This is a genomic window from Singulisphaera acidiphila DSM 18658, from assembly GCF_000242455.2.
Classification (GTDB): Bacteria; Planctomycetota; Planctomycetia; order Isosphaerales; family Isosphaeraceae; genus Singulisphaera; species Singulisphaera acidiphila.
Window position 1 is genome coordinate 1,511,129 of record NC_019892.1, and the last position, 18,513, is coordinate 1,529,641.

Below are 18,513 nucleotides of genomic sequence, written 5' to 3' on the forward strand. Positions count from 1 at the left end.
CCCTTGGGTCTGACGAGAATATCGGTCTCATCGAGGCCGAGAACGTCGCAAACCTTGTGGATTCGTATAATCGAGGGTACGTCTTGGCCGGCTTCCCATTCGGCGATGCGGGGAGGTCGGGCGGTTCATGCGTTGTCGCGGGTGGCTTTCCGCGCCGTCCGCTATGGTTTCGCGGGGCGTTCGCCGATCGGGTGGAACCTGATCTCGACTCGCTGCCCGAGTGCAGCCGCGACGCGGCGAAGTATCGAGAGCGAGTGCCCTTCGTAGTCCGCTTGTTCAATCCTCGAGATGACCGATGCCTGGGTGCCAACCTTCTGGGCGAGGGCCCGAGTCGATAGCCCGGCCTCGGTCCGCATCCGGTTCAGTTTGACTCCGATTTCCAGTTCGTCGCAAGCCTTCTCGAAGGATGCCACCCGTTCGGGGGCAGTGCCGATGAACTCGCCGACCAGGGATTGCAGTCCTTTGGACTTCGTGCGCGAGGGCATGGTTTATTCCTCCTCCTCTTCCGCTTGGTAAGTGTGCCGTTCGGGGTCGGCCGTGAACTTTGCGATTCGCTCTTTGGCGAGAGCGATTTCTTTGGGCGGGATGTCCCGCTCTTTTGCGAAGCCGTGACTCACAATGATGGCTTCCCGTCCCTGGAATGCGTAAAGCATCCTGAAGTTCACGCGGCCCGACTTGACCCGCAACTCATAGATGCCCTCGCCAAGGTTCTCGACGTGTGGCCGACGGAGGTCATGCCCGTGATTGCCCAGGATCACCAATGCCGCGAGGCAACGTTCTTGCGACTTCCGATCGAGCGATCCGAGCCACAACCGAAGGGGGATCGTGCCGTCGTCCTCCCGATAAATCTTGATTTCGGTTGCTGGCATGACACTCGTACTTGGTCTCTTTGTTTGATGCTTAGATCGTACGCAATATTGCGAACACGTCAAGAGGGAAGATTGGGGGGGGTGTAATGTGCGAAATAGTGAACGGGTGGACTATTTTTATTCGCCTAAGTCTGACGAACGCGATAGTATAGGAGTTACGCAGTAGTGGCCGTGCGTCCATATCTCGCCGTTCGTCTTGTGACGTTACGCTGGACCTGATGAGCGACCCCAAATGCCGCGACACCGACTACATCGATTTTCTGATCGCCAGCCCCAGATCCTTCACTTGTACAGAGGCCGCCAGCGTGCAGCCCGAATCAAACGACCCGCCGGCCCACGACGCCTTCACCCGGCTCCTTCACCGCCTCGAACCCGATCCGGAAACACTCTGGCGTGAGGCCGAACCCTCGGTGACGAAGACCCGGGGTGTTCTGGTCATCGACGATTCGACCCTGGATAAACCTTATGCCAGGAAGATGGAACTCGTCAGCCGCCACTGGTCGGGTAAGCACAAGCGGGTTGTTATGGGGATCAATTTGATCACCCTGTTGTGGACCGACGGGGACCGGAACGTCCCCTGCGATTACCGTCTCTATGACAAGGGGAACGACGGCCTGACCAAGAACGATCACATGCAGACGATGCTCGCAACCGCCCACACCCGAGGCTTTGAGCCGGCCTGTGTGGTCTTCGACAGCTGGTACAGCGGCCTAGAGAATCTCAAGACGATTCGCGGCTTGGGATGGCGATGGTTGACGCAGTTGAAGGTCAATCGCAAGGTGAACCTCAACCGCCAAGGCTTGCGGGCGGTGAGCGAGACAGCGATCAGCGCCGAGGGGACAGTCGTCTGGCTGGAGGGCTACGGACCGGTGCGGGTTTTCAAGGTCGTCTCCCAACACGGGGACATTGAATACTGGGCGACTGGAGACGTGGCCATGACAGAGTTGGAGCGATTGGTGCACGCTGAGAAGTGCTGGGCGATCGAGGAATATCACCGAACATTGAAGCAATGCTGCGGTGTGGAACGAGCGCAGGTCCGTGCCGGACGAGCGCAGCGGAATCACGTTGGGCTGGCGATCCGAGCCTTCCTGCGTCTGTCGCATCATTTCTTCACTACAGGTGTAAGTTGCTACGAGGCCAAGGCTGGGATCGTCCGGAGTGCGGTCAGGGCATACATCGCCGACCCACTGTACAATTTTTCATGACTGCGTAACTCCTATAGTATATAAGAATAAACTCTTGACCAGGGCACGGACGCACTTGAAGTGAGGTTCAAAGAGAGGCCTCTCAAGGACCAGGCTTTTGGGTCGTCAGGGATCATGTCGCACAGGTGAGCCAGAGGATCAACACGCCTCCTCCGGCAACAAGGCGCATGCCGGTACCCAACCTGACACGAAGCGGCTCAAGGCGGTCGCCGATGCGGAGGCCGCATACAAAGCGGCACGCAAACTGGAGGCTGCTGGCAAGCCCGAAGAGGCGTTGGAAGCTTCCAAGAAGATCGCCAAGGACTAAGACGTGGATTGAGGCGGAGATGGCGAACCTCAGGATCAAGGCAATGGGTGGAAAGTAACGACATTCCATGAGACGCCCTGGCTGCCACAACGGCCGGGCGTCTTCGCGCGCGGAACAATGGGCAACGGGAATCGATGGCAAATTGCCAATCACGCCCCGCCATGGTCGAATACCTGAGCGACGCTCTCCCCCCGCCACTTGGCGTTACTCCTTGGCGTTCGCGACCTCATCGAGCAAGCGAAGCACCTCGGCGAGAATCTTCGGCTCGGCCCCGACTTCGAGGCAGCTCGAGCGGGCTCGCCAGGTTTCGTAGCCTCCGATTGCATGGCGTGCGGGGGGCGGGATATAGCCGTTGTAACCATTGGCCAGCTCGATGGTGAACGTCGGCTTCAAGGGACTCCTCCGCTTGATGGCCAGGCCGGTCTCGGCGAACGTTTCGCAGGGGATGGCTGCGATCCCGAGGGTACCGACTCGGAGCGCCTGTAGTTTGAACTCAACCTCCTTGGGAAACTCGCTCAAGAGGACGGTCTCCCGCGCATAGATCTCGGCGAAGCCGCTCAAGCTCGGTTTCTTGAGGCTGGCCAGCAAGTCTTTGGCACGTTGGATCTCGTCCGCGCTCGGGAGGCGGAGCGGCAGGGTCATTTTGGACTCGCGCATCACAAGGGGCACCGCGTCGTGATACTCGATCTTCTCGTAGGCGACGAACGCGGCGCAGGCGACGCTCTCCGCCACCGTGTCGATGGTCAATGACTTGTTTTGCGGCTTGCTGTAGTCGTAGCAGTGGAGGTTCCCGCTTGTGCCGTTGGACATGATTCCGACGAACCCGGGATTGGATTTTTCGGCCCCGACTAGCCTGGATTTCTCACCCTATTCTTTCGGGGTCCGATCGCTCGACGATTTCGACGGCTCGCCCCCGCCACCCGCGGCCTGCGTGGTCTCCCGCTTGCTCATCACGTCGGCGTGGACCTGATCGGACCTCTTCACGCCAACGCGAACCTGGTTCCTCAGGCCCCCGCGCCCAGGCGGGGGCGCACCCCGATCCTCACCCCTCCTCAGGGAGGGGCTTTCCCGCCTCATTTGACTGGGTCTCCTCGTTTCAGCACCTCGGGATCAAGGGCCCCGACCGCGCCAAGTTGGTGTGCACACGCCGAAACACTTCCGCATACGGACAACCGCTCGAGAACTTCACCCACACCTTGCGAACCGTCACCCGCACCAACGCCCCGATCTTCAAGAGCTTCAGACGGATCGTTTGGCACTGCGCCTCGGCCATCGCCGTTCCCGCCAGCCCCAGCCGCCGCAACGCCTCCAGCAACACGTAGGCGATCGAGGAGAAGAACAGCCGGATCTGGTTGGCACGCATCGTGTGGGCACTGGTCCGATCGGCGAACAGATGGAGTTGCTGCTCCTTGATCCGGTTCTCCATCTCACCGCGACCGCAGTAGTCTTGCTCGTACAGCGGCGGCGCCGCTCGTTCCTCGACCGTGAGCGACGTGACCACGAACCGCGGGTTGGCCCCCTTGCCCAGATGCTCGGCCTTGGCCACCACCCGACGTTCTCGGCTCCAGGTCTTCTGCGTTTGATAACGCAACTCGGCGAAGACCCGGGACGGCTGTTTCGTCGCCTCGAATTGCTGGCGTGCTTGGGCCAATTCCGTCGCGATCGCCGCCGTCAGCCGGGTGTTCTTGGCCAGGCCGATCAGGTAATCCACGCCGTTGTCCTCACACCAGCGAAGGATCTCCTCGCGGCAGAACCCGCTGTCGGCGCGGATCAGGATCTTCACCTGAGGCCACGCCTGGCGGATCTGCGAGACGATCCGCTTGAGGGACTTCACCGAGCCGGCGCTGGCATCAATGTCGGAGGGACGCAGCCGGGCACAGAGCAGGTGGTCGCCGCAGAAGATGTAGAGCGGGAGATAGCAGTATCCCTTGTAGTAGCCGTGGAAAAAGCGGCCAAGTTGGCGGCCATGGACCGTGTCGTCGGTGGCGTCGAGGTCCAAAACGATCCGCTCGGGGGGTCGGCTGTGGGCCTGAAGAAAGAGGGTAACGAAGAGCCGTTCGACCTCATGGGTCTGACAGGTGATCTTCTTGTAACGGCTCTGTCCGTCGGCCCCGACAGGGGTCAGTTCCAAGCGGTTGAGGGTACTCTTGCCAGCCAGCGGCTTGCCGCGATCGCGGAGCCGTGGCCGGTCCTGGCCGGTGGGATCGGTCTTGCCGACGACGGTGGCCAGTAACGGATCGCAGCGGAGATCGTCGTGGTCGTTGAGGTCTTCGTAGCCCAAGGCCAGACCATAGACGCGTTGGGCCAGGAGGTGTTCCAGGGGGTGCTCGACGAGGTCAGGATCGCGATGGTCGGTAAAGCAGGCGGCGAACTGGCGGATGATCCCGGTGCGGGCTTCGATCTGACGGAGCAGAAGTGCACCGCCGTCGGAAGAGATGGCGCCCCCGTCAAAATCGGCGAGCACTTGGCGGTGACCGAGGATGGAAAAGTCGAGGTAAGTCGAGTTACACTCTGTAGCCATCGGGCTGCCTTGGTTCGGTGTCAAAAGTGGTTGTCGCAATTCCACCTATGACACGCAAGGCAGCCCGATTCAATCCCTGGTGAGAAATCCAGGCTAGCACCTTGATTCGCTCGGCGAACCGGCCGAAGTAGTCGGCCGAGGCGGCGTCCGGGGGGACTCCGTAGCCGGCATAGTGCATCGAAAAATTGGCCAGGACCGCGAGGGGGCGTCCGTCCTTCTTCGCCTTGACCGCCAGGAGCGAAACGTCCGGATCGACCGGGGCGGTCGGGGCGATGGCGTTCGGGTTCTGGTAGCCCGGATGCATTTGGACCCGGTCGTCCTTGGTTCCTCCGAACGGATTGGTGGCGGCGGTCCCCGGCTTCATCAGCCAGTCGCGGCAGAAGACCTGCGTGCGGTCCTCGCCGACCCCCCAGCCGACTTGCGCCGGTTCCCGGTTCTTGAACGCCTGGCCGACTCCGTCCACGATCCGATCGATGAGGAACGCGGTGTATTCGGCATCGGGCTCGGACTGGAAGACGCCGACGACCGTCGGCGCGGAGTGGGTGTGGGTGGCGGACATCAACATCCGCTCGGTCCGGATTGGTGTGGCTTCGGCAATCTTGCGTTTCGCTTCGTCGAAGATTGCGCGACTGATCAGACAGCTATCGACGACTACGATCGCCACGGGGGCCTTGCCGTCGTCAAGGACCAGGCAGCGCGCGTGCAGGCGATCGAGTGCCGAACTTCCCGGGCGATCGTGCATCTGCCCGTTCAAGGAGATCGGAAATCGGGTTGGGGTGATGTCCGCCGCATAGGCGCCGGCCTGGAACACAGCCGGCTCGTCGGCCGGACTCACACTCCCCCACGCGGTCCAGATCGTGAGGAAAAGAGCGACGATCAGGATCGACCGGCCGCCCGATCGGCATTCGCCATTCCGGAATCTCACACGGCGTTTCATGAGAGCTCCTCGCTCGCGGTACGACGGGAAGTGGAAGCCTGGTTGATTCTTGGTTCGCCCACAGCGTATCGCTCTCTCCTGGGAGATCCCAGGGGAGAGCGGCCCATCGCCGCAGATGGCGAGACCCGTTTGAGATGACCTCGCTCCTCGCTTCTCCGAGGTCTGGTCTCGGGTTCGGGTCGGTTGTAACATAGCTGGTTTGCCACAGGGCGAACCCTGGGGCCTGATTGGGCGAGAACTACCAGAAAAAGATAAGGACCACGGATGAAGGGTTTCATCATCGCCACGGCGGGTCTGGCCCTCATCGCCGTCACGGCGTTGGGTCAGGTCGAGAAGGAGAAGGCCGCGCCTGCCGGCGGCGCTGTTTCAGCGAAAGATTTGAAGCAGAAGGCCAGCTATGGCATTGGTGTCGGCATCGGCAAGTCGTTCAAGTCGCAGTCGGTCGACATCGACACCGATGCGCTGGCGAAAGGGATCAAGGACTCGATGGATGGCAAGCCTGCCATGACCGAGGATCAGATCCGCGAGGTCCTGTTCGCTTTCCAGGAGGAAATGCTCGCCAAGGTCAAGAAGGAGAGCGAAGCGTTCTTGGCCAATAACGCGAAGCAGAAGGGCGTCGTCACCACGAAGAGCGGACTCCAGTATCTGGTCCTCAAGGAAGGTGCGGGCAAGTCGCCGAAGTCGACCGACAGTGTGAAGGTCAATTACGTGGGCACACTGATCAACGGAACCGAATTCGACAGCTCGTACAAGGCGGGCATGCCGGCGAACTTCCAGGTCGATCAGGTGATCAAGGGCTGGACAGAGGCCCTTCAGCTCATGAAAAAAGGCTCGAAGTTCCGGCTCTTCATCCCCTCGGAACTCGCCTATGGCGCAAGGCCCCCGGGCGGCGGGACGATTCGCCCCAATGACACCCTGATCTTCGAAGTCGAGTTACTCGACATCAATCCTCCGGCCGCAGCGGCGTCTCCCAAGTGATTATCGACACTCCCCAGGGCTGCTAAGCAACTGGGGGATCGGCCCCTGCTCCCGCCTGATTGTTGCCAATGGCGGGGGGAGGAGGTCGAGAATTGAGAACCCGATTGATTGAAACAGCCCCCGCGCCCATGATAGCTTTCGATCCGAAATAGAAGGCGGCCCCCTCCCCTCCCTACCGACCACGGCATTGTGCCGTCTTGCCCGTTTCGCCTCGCCCCGGGGCCACGATGATGGAGACCGTCTCATGGCGCGTGCGACGAGCCCGATCCTGCCGAGCTTGACCGCCGTTCTCCTTGGTTGCTTCGGACTCTTGGCCCAGGCCGATGAGCCGGTCAAGGATCCCGCCGCGCTCGAATTCTTCGAGAAGCAGGTCCGCCCGCTCTTTGTCACCCGCTGTCAGTCGTGCCATGGTGCTGAGAAGCAGAAGGGGCACCTCAGGCTTGACTCGCGGGACGCGATTCTGGCCGGTGGTGACACCGGCGCCGCGGTCGTGCCGGGAAAGCCCGTCGAAAGCCTCTTGATCGAAGCGATCAACTATGGCGACCTGTATAAGATGCCCCCGAAGTCCAAGCTGCCGGACGCCGAGATCGCCACCTTGACCCGGTGGGTCGAACTCGGGGCGCCTTGGCCCCAGCATGAAACGGCCGGCCGATCCCCGGCAACCACCGGCGCGTTCGACCTCAAAAAGCGGGCCGAGCACTGGAGTTTCCAGCCCCTGCGGGGCTCGGCTCCCCCCACCACTCAGCAGAGCGGATGGATCAGGTCTCCCATCGACGGTTACATCCTGGCGGCCCTCGAAGGACGCGGACTTGCCCCTGCACCTGAGACCGACAAGCGGACCTTGATCCGGAGGCTCACCTTCGACCTGACGGGCCTGCCTCCCACTCCGGCCGAAGTCGAGGCGTTCCTGGCCGACGAATCGCCCCGGGCCTTTGAGATACTTGCCGATCGCCTGCTCGCGTCCCCCGCCTATGGTGAGCGGTGGGCCAGGCACTGGCTCGACCTGGTCCGCTTTGCGGAGACGGCCGGGCACGAGTTTGACTACGACGCTCCCGACGCCTTCCGCTACCGCGACTACGTGGTCCGGGCCCTCAATGCCGACCTCCCTTACGACCAGTTCGTCGTCGAGCACGTGGCCGGAGACCTCGTCAACCCCCCTCGTCGGCACCCGTCGGAGGGGTTCAACGAATCCATCCTGGGCACCGGGTTCTATTTTCTTGGCGAGGGGACTCACTCGCCGGTCGACTTGCGCGAGGAGGAGGCGAGCCGCGTCGACAATCAGATCGATGTCCTCTCCAAAACGTTCCTCGGCCTGACGGTCGCCTGTGCTCGCTGCCACGACCACAAGTTTGACGCGATTTCGACCAAGGACTATTACGCACTCTCCGGCTACCTCCAGAGCTCACGGCATCAGCACGCCTTTATCGATCCGCCTGGCCCCGTTCGGGACAAGGTGAGTGAGCTGGAAACGCTCAAGGGTTCGGTCAGGCAATCCATTGGCACGCTCTCACCCACCCTTTCCGCTGCGCCAAGTGCGGGAGGAGATGGCTCGTCGCTCCTCTTTGAAGACTTCAACGGATCGAATTATCAAGGCTGGTTTATTTCGGGTGACGCGTTTGGGAGCCGGCCCAGCCAATCGGGTGAGCTCTTGCTGACCTGGAAGGGGGAGACTCCGTTCGCCTCGCCGGTCGCGCCGGGGCAGGCGCATAGCGGTCTCGTCTCCGACCGGCTCGAGGGGGTGCTCCGATCACGGACCTTCCCCCTCGAGAAGCGGTTCATTCATTGCCTGGCCTCGGGCCGTCACGGTCGCTTGAACGTAGTCATCGACGGGTTCGAGAAGATCCGCTCGCCGATCTATGACGGACTCACGCTCGGTGTTGACTCCAACCAACCGCGCTGGTTCACCTTGGACACCGAGATGTGGGCCGGGCATACCGCTTACATCGAGCTTTCGGACGGCGGGACCGTCGACTATACCCAGGCCCAGAGCCGCTACGTCGACGGCTCGGGCTTCCTGGCGGTCGATGAGATCCGGTTCTCCGACCAGGGCGCTCCCCCTGCTCTTCCCGCTTCCCCGGCCGTCGATCCGGTCGATCTCAGCCGGTCCGACGATCCTGGCCTGAGACGCGATCTGGCGCGGTATCGCCAGGTGGAAGCGACGATCCAGGCTCCGACCTTGGCCTTGGCGATTGTCGATGGAACCGGCGAGGACGATCGCGTTCACATCCGGGGGAGCACGAAGACCTTGGGTGAGATCGTCCCGCGCCGCTTTCTCGAAGCGATCGCCGGGCGCGAGCAACCGGCCCCCGCGTCGGGGAGCGGCCGGCTCGAACTCGCGCGACGGATGGTCGATCCTGCAAACCCGCTCGTGGCCCGTGTGATGGTCAACCGGATCTGGAAGCACCACTTCGGCCAGGGGATTGTGCCGACCCCCGACGATTTCGGCGTCATGGGACGGATGCCGACTCACCCTGAGTTACTCGACGACCTCGCGGCCCGGTTCATGGCGAGCGGATGGTCGCTCAAGGCGATGCATCGGCTCATCGTCCTCTCGAGCACGTATCGGATGAGCAGCCAGCCTGTTGAAAAGGCAGAGTCGCTTGACCCGGACAACCAACTCCTCCACCGGATGAACGTTCGCCGGCTCGAGGCCGAGGCGATTCGCGATACCCTGCTCGCCGTTTCCGGCCGGCTTGCACCGACCTTGTTTGGACCCAGCGTGCCCCCTTACTTGACCTCGTTCATGGAGGGTCGGGGCCGGCCCGCGACCTCCGGGCCGCTCGATGGCGACGGCCGTCGCAGTCTTTATATCAACGTTAGACGCAACTTCCTGAGCCCGATGTTCCTTGCCTTCGATGCCCCCTCCCCATTCTCGACCATGGGGCGGCGCAACGTCTCGAACGTCCCCGCGCAGGCCTTGACGTTGCTCAACGACCCGTTCGTCGTCGGCCAAGCGACACTCTGGTCGGAACGCCTCCTGGCCCACCAACGAGCGGGAGCGACGCGTCGCGAGACCCTTACGCAGATGTACCTCACCGCCTTCGGCCGGCCGCCGACCGATCGGGAGACCGCCGAGGGGCTGGCGTTCCTCGGAGCCCAGGCCGGGTCGTCCGACATGGCCGACGAGGCCCGAGCGTGGGCCGATCTTTGTCATGTTCTCGTGAATGTCAAAGAGTTTATCTACGTGAACTGATCCGGGTGGGACGTCCCCACCTTGGCTGCGGAAGACCGCGAGGGCTGCCATGCACTGCAACCGTTTCCAGACCGCGCCCTTCTCGCGTCGCGAGATGCTCGCTCGCTGCGCCAATGGGTTCGGAGCGCTGGCCCTCACGGCATTACTCGACGACCCTGCATTTGGCGGCCAGGTCGAGCGACCTGAATCCGCCGGGGCTGTCCGGCGAACTCACTTCGCACCCAAGGCGACGAGTGTGATCTTCCTGTTCATGGACGGTGGGCCGTCGCAGGTGGATACGTTCGACCCGAAGCCGAGGCTCGACCGGGAGCATGGTCAGCCGATCAAGGTCAAGACGCATCCGACCCAGTTCAATAACGTGGGCAACGTCCTTAAGTGTCCCTGGGCTTTTCGCAACTCCGGCGAGAGTGGGATTCCGGTCAGCGACCTGTTCCGGAACGTGTCCGAATGCGTTGACGATATGGCGATCGTCCGCTCGATGGTTTCGAATTTCTCGGAGCACACGAGTGCTAACTACTTCATGCACACCGGCAGCGGGCTTCAGGGGCGGCCCAGCCATGGGGCCTGGGTGACCTACGGGCTTGGCAGCGAGTGCCAGGACTTGCCCGGCTTTGTGGTCCTGAACGGCGGGCTGATCCCCCCGGGAGGCGCCGATTGCTTTAACAACGGCTTTCTCCCTGCCACTTACCAGGGGTCGGTCTTCAAAGCAGGTCGCGAGGCCGTGGCCAATATCCAGTCTGCCTCTGATCGGTCGGCCGATTCCCAGCGGAGGAAGCTCAGCCTGATGCGGTCGCTTGACCAGGGGGTGCTCGACCGGATGGGGCATCACGACAGCCTCGAGTCGTCGATCGCCAACTACGAACTGGCCTTTCGGATGCAGGCGGCGGTCCCGGATCTCTTGAACCTGACGAACGAGTCGAAGGCGACCCAGGCGCTCTACGGGCTCGACGAAACCTATGTTCCTACCCAGATCTACGGCCGGCTGTGCTTGCTCGCCCGTCGCCTGGTCGAGCGAGGCGTGCGGTTCATCGAGTTGCTCTGCCCCAACGTCGGCGCTGACCGCTGGGACCAGCACTCCAGCCTCAAGTCGGGCCATGAGAACAACGCTCGCGCAGTCGACAAGCCGATCGCCGGGCTCTTGAAAGACCTCAAGGCTCGCGGGCTCCTCGAGACGACCCTGGTCGTCTGGGCCGGCGAGTTCGGCCGCACCCCGATGGCCCAAGGGTCTGACGGCCGCGACCACAACCCTTACGGGTTTTCGATCTGGCTCGCCGGCGGCGGCATCAAAGGCGGCACCATCCACGGCGCAACCGACGACTACGGCTATCACGCGGTCGAAAACAAGGTCGAGATCCACGACCTTCACGCCACGATGCTCCACCTGCTGGGCATGGACCACACCCGGCTGACCTCCCGCTTCGGCGGTCGCGATATGCGGCTCACCGACGTCCACGGCGAGGTGGTCAAGGCAATCCTGGCCTGAACGCTCGCCTCCAAAAAGGCGAGCGAAAGACAGGAGTTTTTAACGGCCGCGAAGCGTCTGGGCGATTTCGGCGTACTCATCGGTCGCGACCCAATCGACCTTGGCTTTGGCGGCGGCCTGCCAGCGGATCCGGACAGCGTCCTCATCGCGGAATCGATAGGGGCTGAGGGCGGGGCCGTTGCGGCCGTTGAGGCAGTAGAACCGAGCTCGGAAGCCCTGGCGGTGCACCTGGGTCATCAGGGAGGTGAGGCGAGTTGCGTCATCGTCGGTCCAGGCACCGGCCAGGGGCGGACCGCCGGCCTCGACGTTTCCCCAGTGAAAGGTCAGGAAGCGGTGGTAGGCTGTCGCGGGGGCGGGCGCATAGTCTGCGACGTCCTGCTTGAATTGGCCGCCGCCGAACACGGTGTCGCGGAAGGCGCGATAGGTTCCGCCCGCTGGGATCAGCGCGTCGTATTGCTCCTTGGCTCGATCGCTGCCGGTGAAGCAGACGGTCAAGCGACGGATCGTCAAGGGACTCTCGGAAGCCTTGGGAGCCGTTGAGAACCAATCGGGATGGGCGTCGAGAAACGCCTGGAATTGCCGGACCGCGTCGAGGTTGTCGGTCTTCCAGTCGATCGTCAAAAGGGTCGGAGCCCCGTCCTCGCGAGCCTGGTGCCAGTGAGTCTCGAATGCCGGGACAAGGTAGGCCTCGAGACTGGGATAGGTCAGACCGGGCTGGGGCGTCGCATCATGTCCGACGATCAGTTGCTTGTGGACCTCATCCCAGCCCAGGTCGATCTCGATGTTGTCGATCCCGAGTGCGAGGGCTTCAACCACGCGCTCGGTGCTGGCACTGTTGGCGGGGTAGCAGTTATGAGCCGAGACCGGCAACGGCAAGGGCTTCTTGGGCGGCTCAGCCCGAACGGCGAGTGGCGCGAGTGCCGACGCCAAGGTCAGGACGATGGTGTGGATTTTCATCCTGGCAACTCCGTGCGTCGGATCGTCAGTTCGAAGCCGTTTCCGACCGGGACGTGGCAACTCACGACGTTCGGTCGCGAGCGAAGATGCGCGACGAACGAGGCCAGTTCCTCGGCGTGTGTGGTCGTATTGTCGGTCACGATCGTGGCGGTCGGCGCCAGGAGTGGCCAGATGGCCTCGAGGTAATCGAACGACTGGCTCTTCTGGGCGTCGATGAAGACGAAGTCAAACGACGATCCCGGATTCATCCCCTTGAGGGTCGCGCGGGCATCCCCCTCGTGGACTGTCGCCGCGCCGTCCAGGCCGGCCTCGCTCAGGTGCTTGGTCGTGGCGGCGACCTTCTTCGGATCCTGTTCGAGGGAGTGGACGTGGCCACCGTTCTCGAACGCGGCCGCGGCCAGGTGCAAGGTCGAGAAGCCGTAGCTCGCGCCGATCTCGCAGATCGAGACACAGCGGCCGAGTCGGACGAGCTGTGCCAGCAGGGCGGCTTCGTCACGAGGGATCTGCCAGTGATCGTCGACCGTCTCGCGGAGTCGATCCACCTGATCGATCACCCGCTGGATTTGTGGCGAAAACATCAGGAAAGACTCCTGTGCGTGGAGTGTGGGGCCACTTATTCGTCGAGCCTGACGTGCTGGATCTTTTCGGCATTGAGCCAGCCGAGCAGCGATTCCTGCTCTTCGGTGATCTCAACCTCAGTCATATTGGCCGTGTCGAGGGGAGAGACCAGGTAGAAGACCCCCTCGTCGAGCCATTTCTCGACTTCCACGGCAGCGAACCAATATTCGTTCTCGCCGAGCGGCGGCACTCCGGGCTCGCCGTGCGCACTCATGAAATAGACGAGTTGGGTCCGGAGGCGGGGCGAGATTGCTCGCGGCTTGACTTCGGTACGGTCGAGGGGAACGAGTTCGGGACGAGCCATTCGTCAGCACCAAGCTTTTGAGAGAGGAGGAACAAGAGGGACAGGGAGGACGCGATGGATCGAAGGGACCGCACTGCCTCATCGTTGATCCGGCCGCGCCTCTGGATTCTCTTACGCGGAGGTCCCCTCGTCAAGGTGATGAGCTCGCGCAGATCAAGGGGGCAGAAGGATCGGGATCGGAGGCGAGTCGCGGAGGTTGAGATAAAAGACGCGCGCGAGTCGACGCGCGGAGTCGGGGAAAAGCGGATCGACGAGGCCAAGCTGAGCGGCCCCTCGCCGGTTAGCCCCATGCGGGAGCGGCGCGCTTTTCACGAGGACCAGCTCTGGGCTGTCGAGGTAGACTGCGACCCGGGCCGCGATCGAGTCGGAGGTCGCTTCCCAGGCGTGGGGGATTGGGTCGGCCGACCGGGCATCGACCTCGTCGAGGAAGATCCGAGGAGCGAGGATCGGAACCTTCGACTCGGTCCAGACGGCGTTGAGCGACTCGATCCGGTCAACCACGACCAGCGTCGGTACGATCGCGGTGAGTAGATGCGCGGTCAGGTCGAGCGATCGCAGTGCGAGGGCGTGCGAACGCTCCTGGCCGAGCGTGTGAACCTGGTCGAGATCGCGAACGACGTCGGTGACGGCACCGCCGCCGATCACGATCACCAACGGTTCGGCTTGTCGGGCTTCGAGTTCGCGTTCGAGAGTTGTTCGGAGTTCGGGCCAGTCGAGCAGGCTGCCGCCGACCTTGATGACGACGGGCCGACGGCTCACACCACGCCCGCCTGGTTCATGATCTTTTTGCCGAGTTGTTCCTGGGCAAGGACCAGCAGGGCATAGGCGCAGCCGGAACTCGAGGCGATTGGTCCCCAGGCCTGGTCGAGGTTGACGATCGGCCCTCCCGGTTTGATGACGCGACGAGCCAGTCGCTGGGCGACGAATCCTCCCGAACCCGAGACGACGGCGGCCTCGGGCCGGCCGACGGTCGCGAGACAGGCACGTTCGACGGCGGCTGTGAGCCGACCCAAGAGGCATTCGTCGGCAGCCCAGGCGAAGGCTTCGGCGTCCTCGTACGAGAAGCTGTCGCGGTCGGCCCCGATCATCCTCGCCAGGCGGTCCCGTGCGGCATCGGCCGTAGCCGCTCGCCCGTCCGCGGTCGAGTGGTCCTTGGGGTCGGGGGCGACCTCGCGCAAGGTCAGGTAGACGTCGAGCGTCGAGGCAAAGAACTCCGCCGCGAGGCCGGTAGGCTCGCCCCGGAATGGCAACTCGGTCGCCAGAGCACAAAGTGGCGTGCGACGCACCCCTGCATAGACGAGTTCCCCGGTCTGCAACCGCTCCGTATCGGTTTGTCCTCGGGCGGCGGCTCGCCCCGCTTGTAACGGAATCAGGTCGGTGGTCGTCGACCCGATGTCGATCAGGATCCCCGTGTGATCCGGGACGAGTCGCGCCGCGACGTTGGCCAGCGCCAGCCAGTTGGCCGCCGCGGCCAGCAGTGGTTGCCGGCGGATCGACTCGACGTCGTGAAAGCGCCCGTCGGTCCCCCAGACGTGGACCGGCCGTTCGCCGAAGGCTTCGAGCGTGGCGTCGAGCACGGCGTTGACCCCAACGGCTTTCGTGGGATAGCAGTCGCAGAGCTCGGCCGTCATCGTCAGCGCGACTCGATCACTCGGTGGGAACGTGGTGGCGAGCCTCGCCAGAATTTCGTCGAGCTCGTCGGGCCGTTTCCAGAGTTCGAACGGGAGCGTTCGGGCCTGCCCAGACTCGTGGGCGGCCTTGATATTCGCTCCTCCAATATCGAGCGCAATCCAGGATCCGTTCGATTCAGTCACGGCTGGCCTCCCTCTCTCTCATACGATCAATTGTGCCATCCGTGTCGAAGGTCACGGAATTTTTCGACCGGACGATGGCTTCCAGTGGCCAGTCAGCCTGCGCGTGAGTCCCCTCGACGGTGTCGATCCAGGCTTTCGCCAACAGTCCCGGGGGCAAAATCCGCGCCAGTCCGACGATCGAGGTCGTCGGCCTGGGATTAATTTCGAGGATTGTGACGGTTTTATTGTCCTCGTCGCGGAGGAAATCGACTCCAACCCAGCCACGGAGCCCAGGGATTGACTCGACCGCCTGCGCCAGGACCGGCGCGGGGGATGCTTCGTGATCCGGTAAAATTCCCCCTCGATAGACGAATCGTCCTTCCTGGATTTCCATTCGCTGGCGGCCGATCCCGATCAACCGCGCCTTGTTCTCGGGTCCAATCAGGAAGGTCGCGCTCGAGGGGATTCCCGGGAGGTACGGTTGCAGGATCGCTTCGGGAAGTGCCTTCGCATCGTCGGGGACCAACGCGGGTTCCGGAATCAAAAACGTGTCGAGTGACCCCGCGCCGTCGATCGGTTTGAGAACCGCGGGGTAGGAGACGTCCGAGGGAAGCGGGCGTGAGGGAACGACCCGCCGAGATACCGGCGTTCTGATCCCACGTTCGCTGAGATGGGCCGCCAGCCTGAGCTTATCGCCGGCCAGTTCGATCGCCTCAGGAGTGGAACCGAGCGAGCGGCCTCCCCGGAGCGCCAGGGTCCGGCTACAATCGGCCAGGGTGCCCCCGGTCTCGGGAGCGATGAGTACCGTCCAATCGGACTCGGCCGCGTGTCGAGCCCATTCGGTGCTCTCCTGCTCGCAACCGATCCGGAGGGTCGTCCACGGGCCGGGTTCGTCGGGGAGTCGGGCGTCGAGGGTCATGAGCACGTGGACACCGGGCACGCTGGCGAAGTCGGATGCGATCGCCCTGCGCATCGCGCTCCCCTCGGCGGCCCAGGACGGAGGTAAGTCCGCCCCGGCCATCCCTCCGCCGGTCACCCACTCTGCAACCAGGACTGTGATCCACGTCTTCATCGAAAAAAAGGAGCACTCTCGCCCATGCCCTTGCGGGTGATTCCCGTCCTCGACCTCAAGGAAGGACGCGCCGTCCACGCTGTTGGTGGCGATCGTGCCCATTATCGGCCGCTGGCGAGTGTTCTGCACCCAGCCGCCGACCCCATCGGCCTGGCCCGCGCCTTGCACGCTCAACTCGGGTTCTGCGAAGTGTACCTCGCCGATCTCGACGCGATCGCCGGCGCTGGTCCGAATTTGCCCCTTTATCACGGTTTGGCGGAAATGGGGCTCTCCGCATGGGTCGATGCCGGCGTGCGTGACGTCTCCTCACTCCCCCCCCTGCTCGACGCCGGCGTTCCCACGATCCTGGTGGGTCTGGAGACCGTACACGGACCCGAGGCGCTCCGGGCCATCGTCGAGACGGTCGGCCCACAGCGGATTGTCTTCAGCCTCGATCTTCGCGAGGGGAGGCCACTCACCGCTGATCATGTGGAGTGGAGTGTGAATGCGCCTGAAGCGATTGCCGAAGAAGCGATCGCTCTAGGAGTACGCAGGTTCCTACTTCTGGACCTGGCCCGCGTCGGTCTTGGCCGAGGGATCGGGACCGAGCCACTCCTCCGACACCTCGCCCTGGCCGGTCCCGATGTGGAGATCACGGTCGGAGGAGGGATCTCATGTGTCGATGAGCTTCGCTCCTTGGCCGAGGCAGGCGCTGCGGCGGTGCTGGTGGGTTCGGCCTTACACGATGGGCGAATCGGGAGTCGGGAACTGGCCCAGATTTGTCCGGAGACGCTCCGTACCCAGATCCGCGTAAGCTCACAACTTCCCCCCCCTGGGACCGCGGGCGACCCGCCCGCAATTCAATTAAATTAAAATGATTGAATTTTGATAGGAGTTACGCAGTCATGAAAAATTGTACAGTGGGTCGGCGATGTATGCCCTGACCGCACTCCGGACGATCCCAGCCTTGGCCTCGTAGCAACTTACACCTGTAGTGAAGAAATGATGCGACAGACGCAGGAAGGCTCGGATCGCCAGCCCAACGTGATTCCGCTGCGCTCGTCCGGCACGGACCTGCGCTCGTTCCACACCGCAGCATTGCTTCAATGTTCGGTGATATTCCTCGATCGCCCAGCACTTCTCAGCGTGCACCAATCGCTCCAACTCTGTCATGGCCACGTCTCCAGTCGCCCAGTATTCAATGTCCCCGTGTTGGGAGACGACCTTGAAAACCCGCACCGGTCCGTAGCCCTCCAGCCAGACGACTGTCCCCTCGGCGCTGATCGCTGTCTCGCTCACCGCCCGCAAGCCTTGGCGGTTGAGGTTCACCTTGCGATTGACCTTCAACTGCGTCAACCATCGCCATCCCAAGCCGCGAATCGTCTTGAGATTCTCTAGGCCGCTGTACCAGCTGTCGAAGATCACACAGGCCGGCTCAAAGCCTCGGGTGTGGGCGGTTGCGAGCATCGTCTGCATGTGATCGTTCTTGGTCAGGCCGTCGTTCCCCTTGTCATAGAGACGGTAATCGCAGGGGATGTTCCGGTCCCCGTCGGTCCACAACAGGGTGATCAAATTGATCCCCATAACAACCCGCTTGTGCTTACCCGACCAGTGGCGGCTGACGAGTTCCATCTTCCTGGCATAAGGTTTATCCAGGGTCGAATCGTCGATGACCAGAACACCCCGGGTCTTCGTCACCGAGGGTTCGGCCTCACGCCAGAGTGTTTCCGGATCGGGTTCGAGGCGGTGAAGGAGCCGGGTGAAGGCGTCGTGGGCCGGCGGGTCGTTTGATTCGGGCTGCACGCTGGCGGCCTCTGTACAAGTGAAGGATCTGGGGCTGGCGATCAGAAAATCGATGTAGTCGGTGTCGCGGCATTTGGGGTCGCTCATCAGGTCCAGCGTAACGTCACAAGACGAACGGCGCGATATGGACGCACGGCCACTACTGCGTAACTCCTATTTGATTTAAAAATCATGAAATTCAAACGATTTCCCGGTCTGCCCATCACCTTGGAGGAGCCGGCCAACGAGAAGGGGCCGTGGTTCCTGTTCGTGGATCGAAAGGATGGGCGTCTCCCGCTCTCGATCGAGTGGCGGCCGGATCAGGGGTTCGGTGTCACCACACCAGGGCCAGAAGACTTCGGAACGGGAGCCGATGAGATTTATGTGAGCATGAGGGAGGCAACAAATCGGGCAATCACCTTGATCGAGTCAGGCGGCCAGGAAGCGTCTCGTGTGACTTAACCCGACTTTCTGTTCCGATGATTGTCGACTCCTATCCAGCCTCGAAACTCCCA

19 protein-coding genes are annotated in these 18,513 nt (G+C 62.7%); 7 read left to right on the plus strand and 12 right to left on the minus strand.

Annotated elements, in window-relative coordinates:
• Positions 1-161: 161 nt before the first annotated feature.
• Complete coding sequence (locus SINAC_RS05905; RefSeq protein WP_015244768.1) at positions 162-485, minus strand: helix-turn-helix domain-containing protein; 324 nt, start codon at positions 483-485, stop codon at positions 162-164.
• Positions 486-488: 3 nt separating this feature from the next.
• A complete protein-coding gene (locus SINAC_RS05910; RefSeq protein WP_015244769.1) occupies positions 489-869 on the minus strand; it encodes a type II toxin-antitoxin system RelE/ParE family toxin in 381 nt (126 codons plus the stop codon).
• A gap of 218 nt (positions 870-1,087) precedes the next feature.
• Here SINAC_RS05910 and SINAC_RS05915 point away from each other — a divergent pair, with 218 nt between their 5' ends.
• Entirely contained in the window at positions 1,088-2,074 is a 987-nt protein-coding gene (locus tag SINAC_RS05915; RefSeq protein WP_015244770.1) for an IS701 family transposase, read from the plus strand.
• 97 nt (positions 2,075-2,171) lie between these two features.
• A complete protein-coding gene (locus SINAC_RS05920; protein WP_020465827.1) occupies positions 2,172-2,381 on the plus strand; it encodes a hypothetical protein in 210 nt (69 codons plus the stop codon).
• 204 nt (positions 2,382-2,585) lie between these two features.
• On the opposite strand, the gene SINAC_RS05925 is transcribed toward SINAC_RS05920, so the two are convergent.
• The 3 genes from SINAC_RS05925 to SINAC_RS05940 form a co-directional block, all read right to left on the minus strand.
• A complete protein-coding gene (locus SINAC_RS05925; protein ID WP_052315630.1) occupies positions 2,586-3,191 on the minus strand; it encodes a hypothetical protein in 606 nt (201 codons plus the stop codon).
• A gap of 286 nt (positions 3,192-3,477) precedes the next feature.
• Positions 3,478-4,902: an IS1380 family transposase gene (locus tag SINAC_RS05935; protein ID WP_015244773.1), complete on the minus strand. Its 1,425-nt coding sequence runs from the start codon at positions 4,900-4,902 to the stop codon at positions 3,478-3,480.
• Positions 4,886-5,839, minus strand: a complete 954-nt coding sequence (locus SINAC_RS05940; RefSeq protein WP_052315629.1) for a hypothetical protein — start codon at positions 5,837-5,839, stop codon at positions 4,886-4,888. Before SINAC_RS05940 ends, SINAC_RS05935 begins: the two co-directional genes overlap by 17 nt.
• A 264-nt stretch (positions 5,840-6,103) precedes the next feature.
• On the opposite strand from SINAC_RS05940, the gene SINAC_RS05945 reads away from it, so the two are divergent.
• From SINAC_RS05945 to SINAC_RS05955, 3 genes are all read left to right on the plus strand, one after another.
• A complete protein-coding gene (locus SINAC_RS05945; protein WP_015244774.1) occupies positions 6,104-6,817 on the plus strand; it encodes an FKBP-type peptidyl-prolyl cis-trans isomerase in 714 nt (237 codons plus the stop codon).
• A 244-nt stretch (positions 6,818-7,061) separates the two neighbouring features.
• Positions 7,062-10,010, plus strand: coding sequence for a DUF1553 domain-containing protein (locus SINAC_RS05950; protein WP_015244775.1), 2,949 nt, complete (start codon positions 7,062-7,064; stop codon positions 10,008-10,010).
• Positions 10,011-10,059: 49 nt separating this feature from the next.
• Positions 10,060-11,493, plus strand: a complete 1,434-nt coding sequence (locus tag SINAC_RS05955; protein WP_015244776.1) for a DUF1501 domain-containing protein — start codon at positions 10,060-10,062, stop codon at positions 11,491-11,493.
• Positions 11,494-11,532: 39 nt separating this feature from the next.
• Here the strand turns inward: SINAC_RS05955 and SINAC_RS05960 are convergent, their stop codons facing one another.
• From SINAC_RS05960 to SINAC_RS05985, 6 genes are all read right to left on the minus strand, one after another.
• Complete coding sequence (locus tag SINAC_RS05960; RefSeq protein ID WP_015244777.1) at positions 11,533-12,450, minus strand: PI-PLC domain-containing protein; 918 nt, start codon at positions 12,448-12,450, stop codon at positions 11,533-11,535.
• The gene (locus tag SINAC_RS05965; protein ID WP_015244778.1) at positions 12,447-13,028 is read right to left on the minus strand and encodes an O-methyltransferase; all 582 of its coding nucleotides are present in this window, start codon (positions 13,026-13,028) and stop codon (positions 12,447-12,449) included. The genes SINAC_RS05960 and SINAC_RS05965 overlap by 4 nt, the downstream gene beginning before the upstream one ends.
• A 35-nt stretch (positions 13,029-13,063) precedes the next feature.
• On the minus strand, positions 13,064-13,372 hold the full coding sequence (locus SINAC_RS05970; RefSeq protein WP_015244779.1) for a hypothetical protein: 309 nt from the start codon (positions 13,370-13,372) through the stop codon (positions 13,064-13,066).
• A 153-nt stretch (positions 13,373-13,525) separates the two neighbouring features.
• Entirely contained in the window at positions 13,526-14,131 is a 606-nt protein-coding gene (locus tag SINAC_RS05975; protein ID WP_015244780.1) for an amino acid kinase family protein, read from the minus strand.
• A complete protein-coding gene (locus tag SINAC_RS05980) occupies positions 14,128-15,186 on the minus strand; it encodes a hydantoinase/oxoprolinase family protein (RefSeq protein ID WP_015244781.1) in 1,059 nt (352 codons plus the stop codon). Before SINAC_RS05980 ends, SINAC_RS05975 begins: the two co-directional genes overlap by 4 nt.
• Positions 15,179-16,237 carry an ATP-grasp domain-containing protein gene (locus tag SINAC_RS05985; protein ID WP_015244782.1) on the minus strand — a complete coding sequence of 353 codons (1,059 nt, stop codon included), beginning with the start codon at positions 16,235-16,237 and terminating at the stop codon, positions 15,179-15,181. The genes SINAC_RS05980 and SINAC_RS05985 overlap by 8 nt, the downstream gene beginning before the upstream one ends.
• A 24-nt stretch (positions 16,238-16,261) precedes the next feature.
• Between SINAC_RS05985 and SINAC_RS05990 the strand changes: the two genes are divergently transcribed.
• A complete protein-coding gene (locus SINAC_RS05990) occupies positions 16,262-17,089 on the plus strand; it encodes a HisA/HisF-related TIM barrel protein (RefSeq protein WP_015244783.1) in 828 nt (275 codons plus the stop codon).
• 30 nt (positions 17,090-17,119) lie between these two features.
• On the opposite strand, the gene SINAC_RS05995 is transcribed toward SINAC_RS05990, so the two are convergent.
• Positions 17,120-18,106 carry an IS701 family transposase gene (locus SINAC_RS05995; protein ID WP_015244784.1) on the minus strand — a complete coding sequence of 329 codons (987 nt, stop codon included), beginning with the start codon at positions 18,104-18,106 and terminating at the stop codon, positions 17,120-17,122.
• Positions 18,107-18,190: 84 nt separating this feature from the next.
• Between SINAC_RS05995 and SINAC_RS06000 the strand changes: the two genes are divergently transcribed.
• Positions 18,191-18,460, plus strand: a complete 270-nt coding sequence (locus SINAC_RS06000) for a hypothetical protein (protein ID WP_015244785.1) — start codon at positions 18,191-18,193, stop codon at positions 18,458-18,460.
• Positions 18,461-18,513 lie beyond the last annotated feature (53 nt).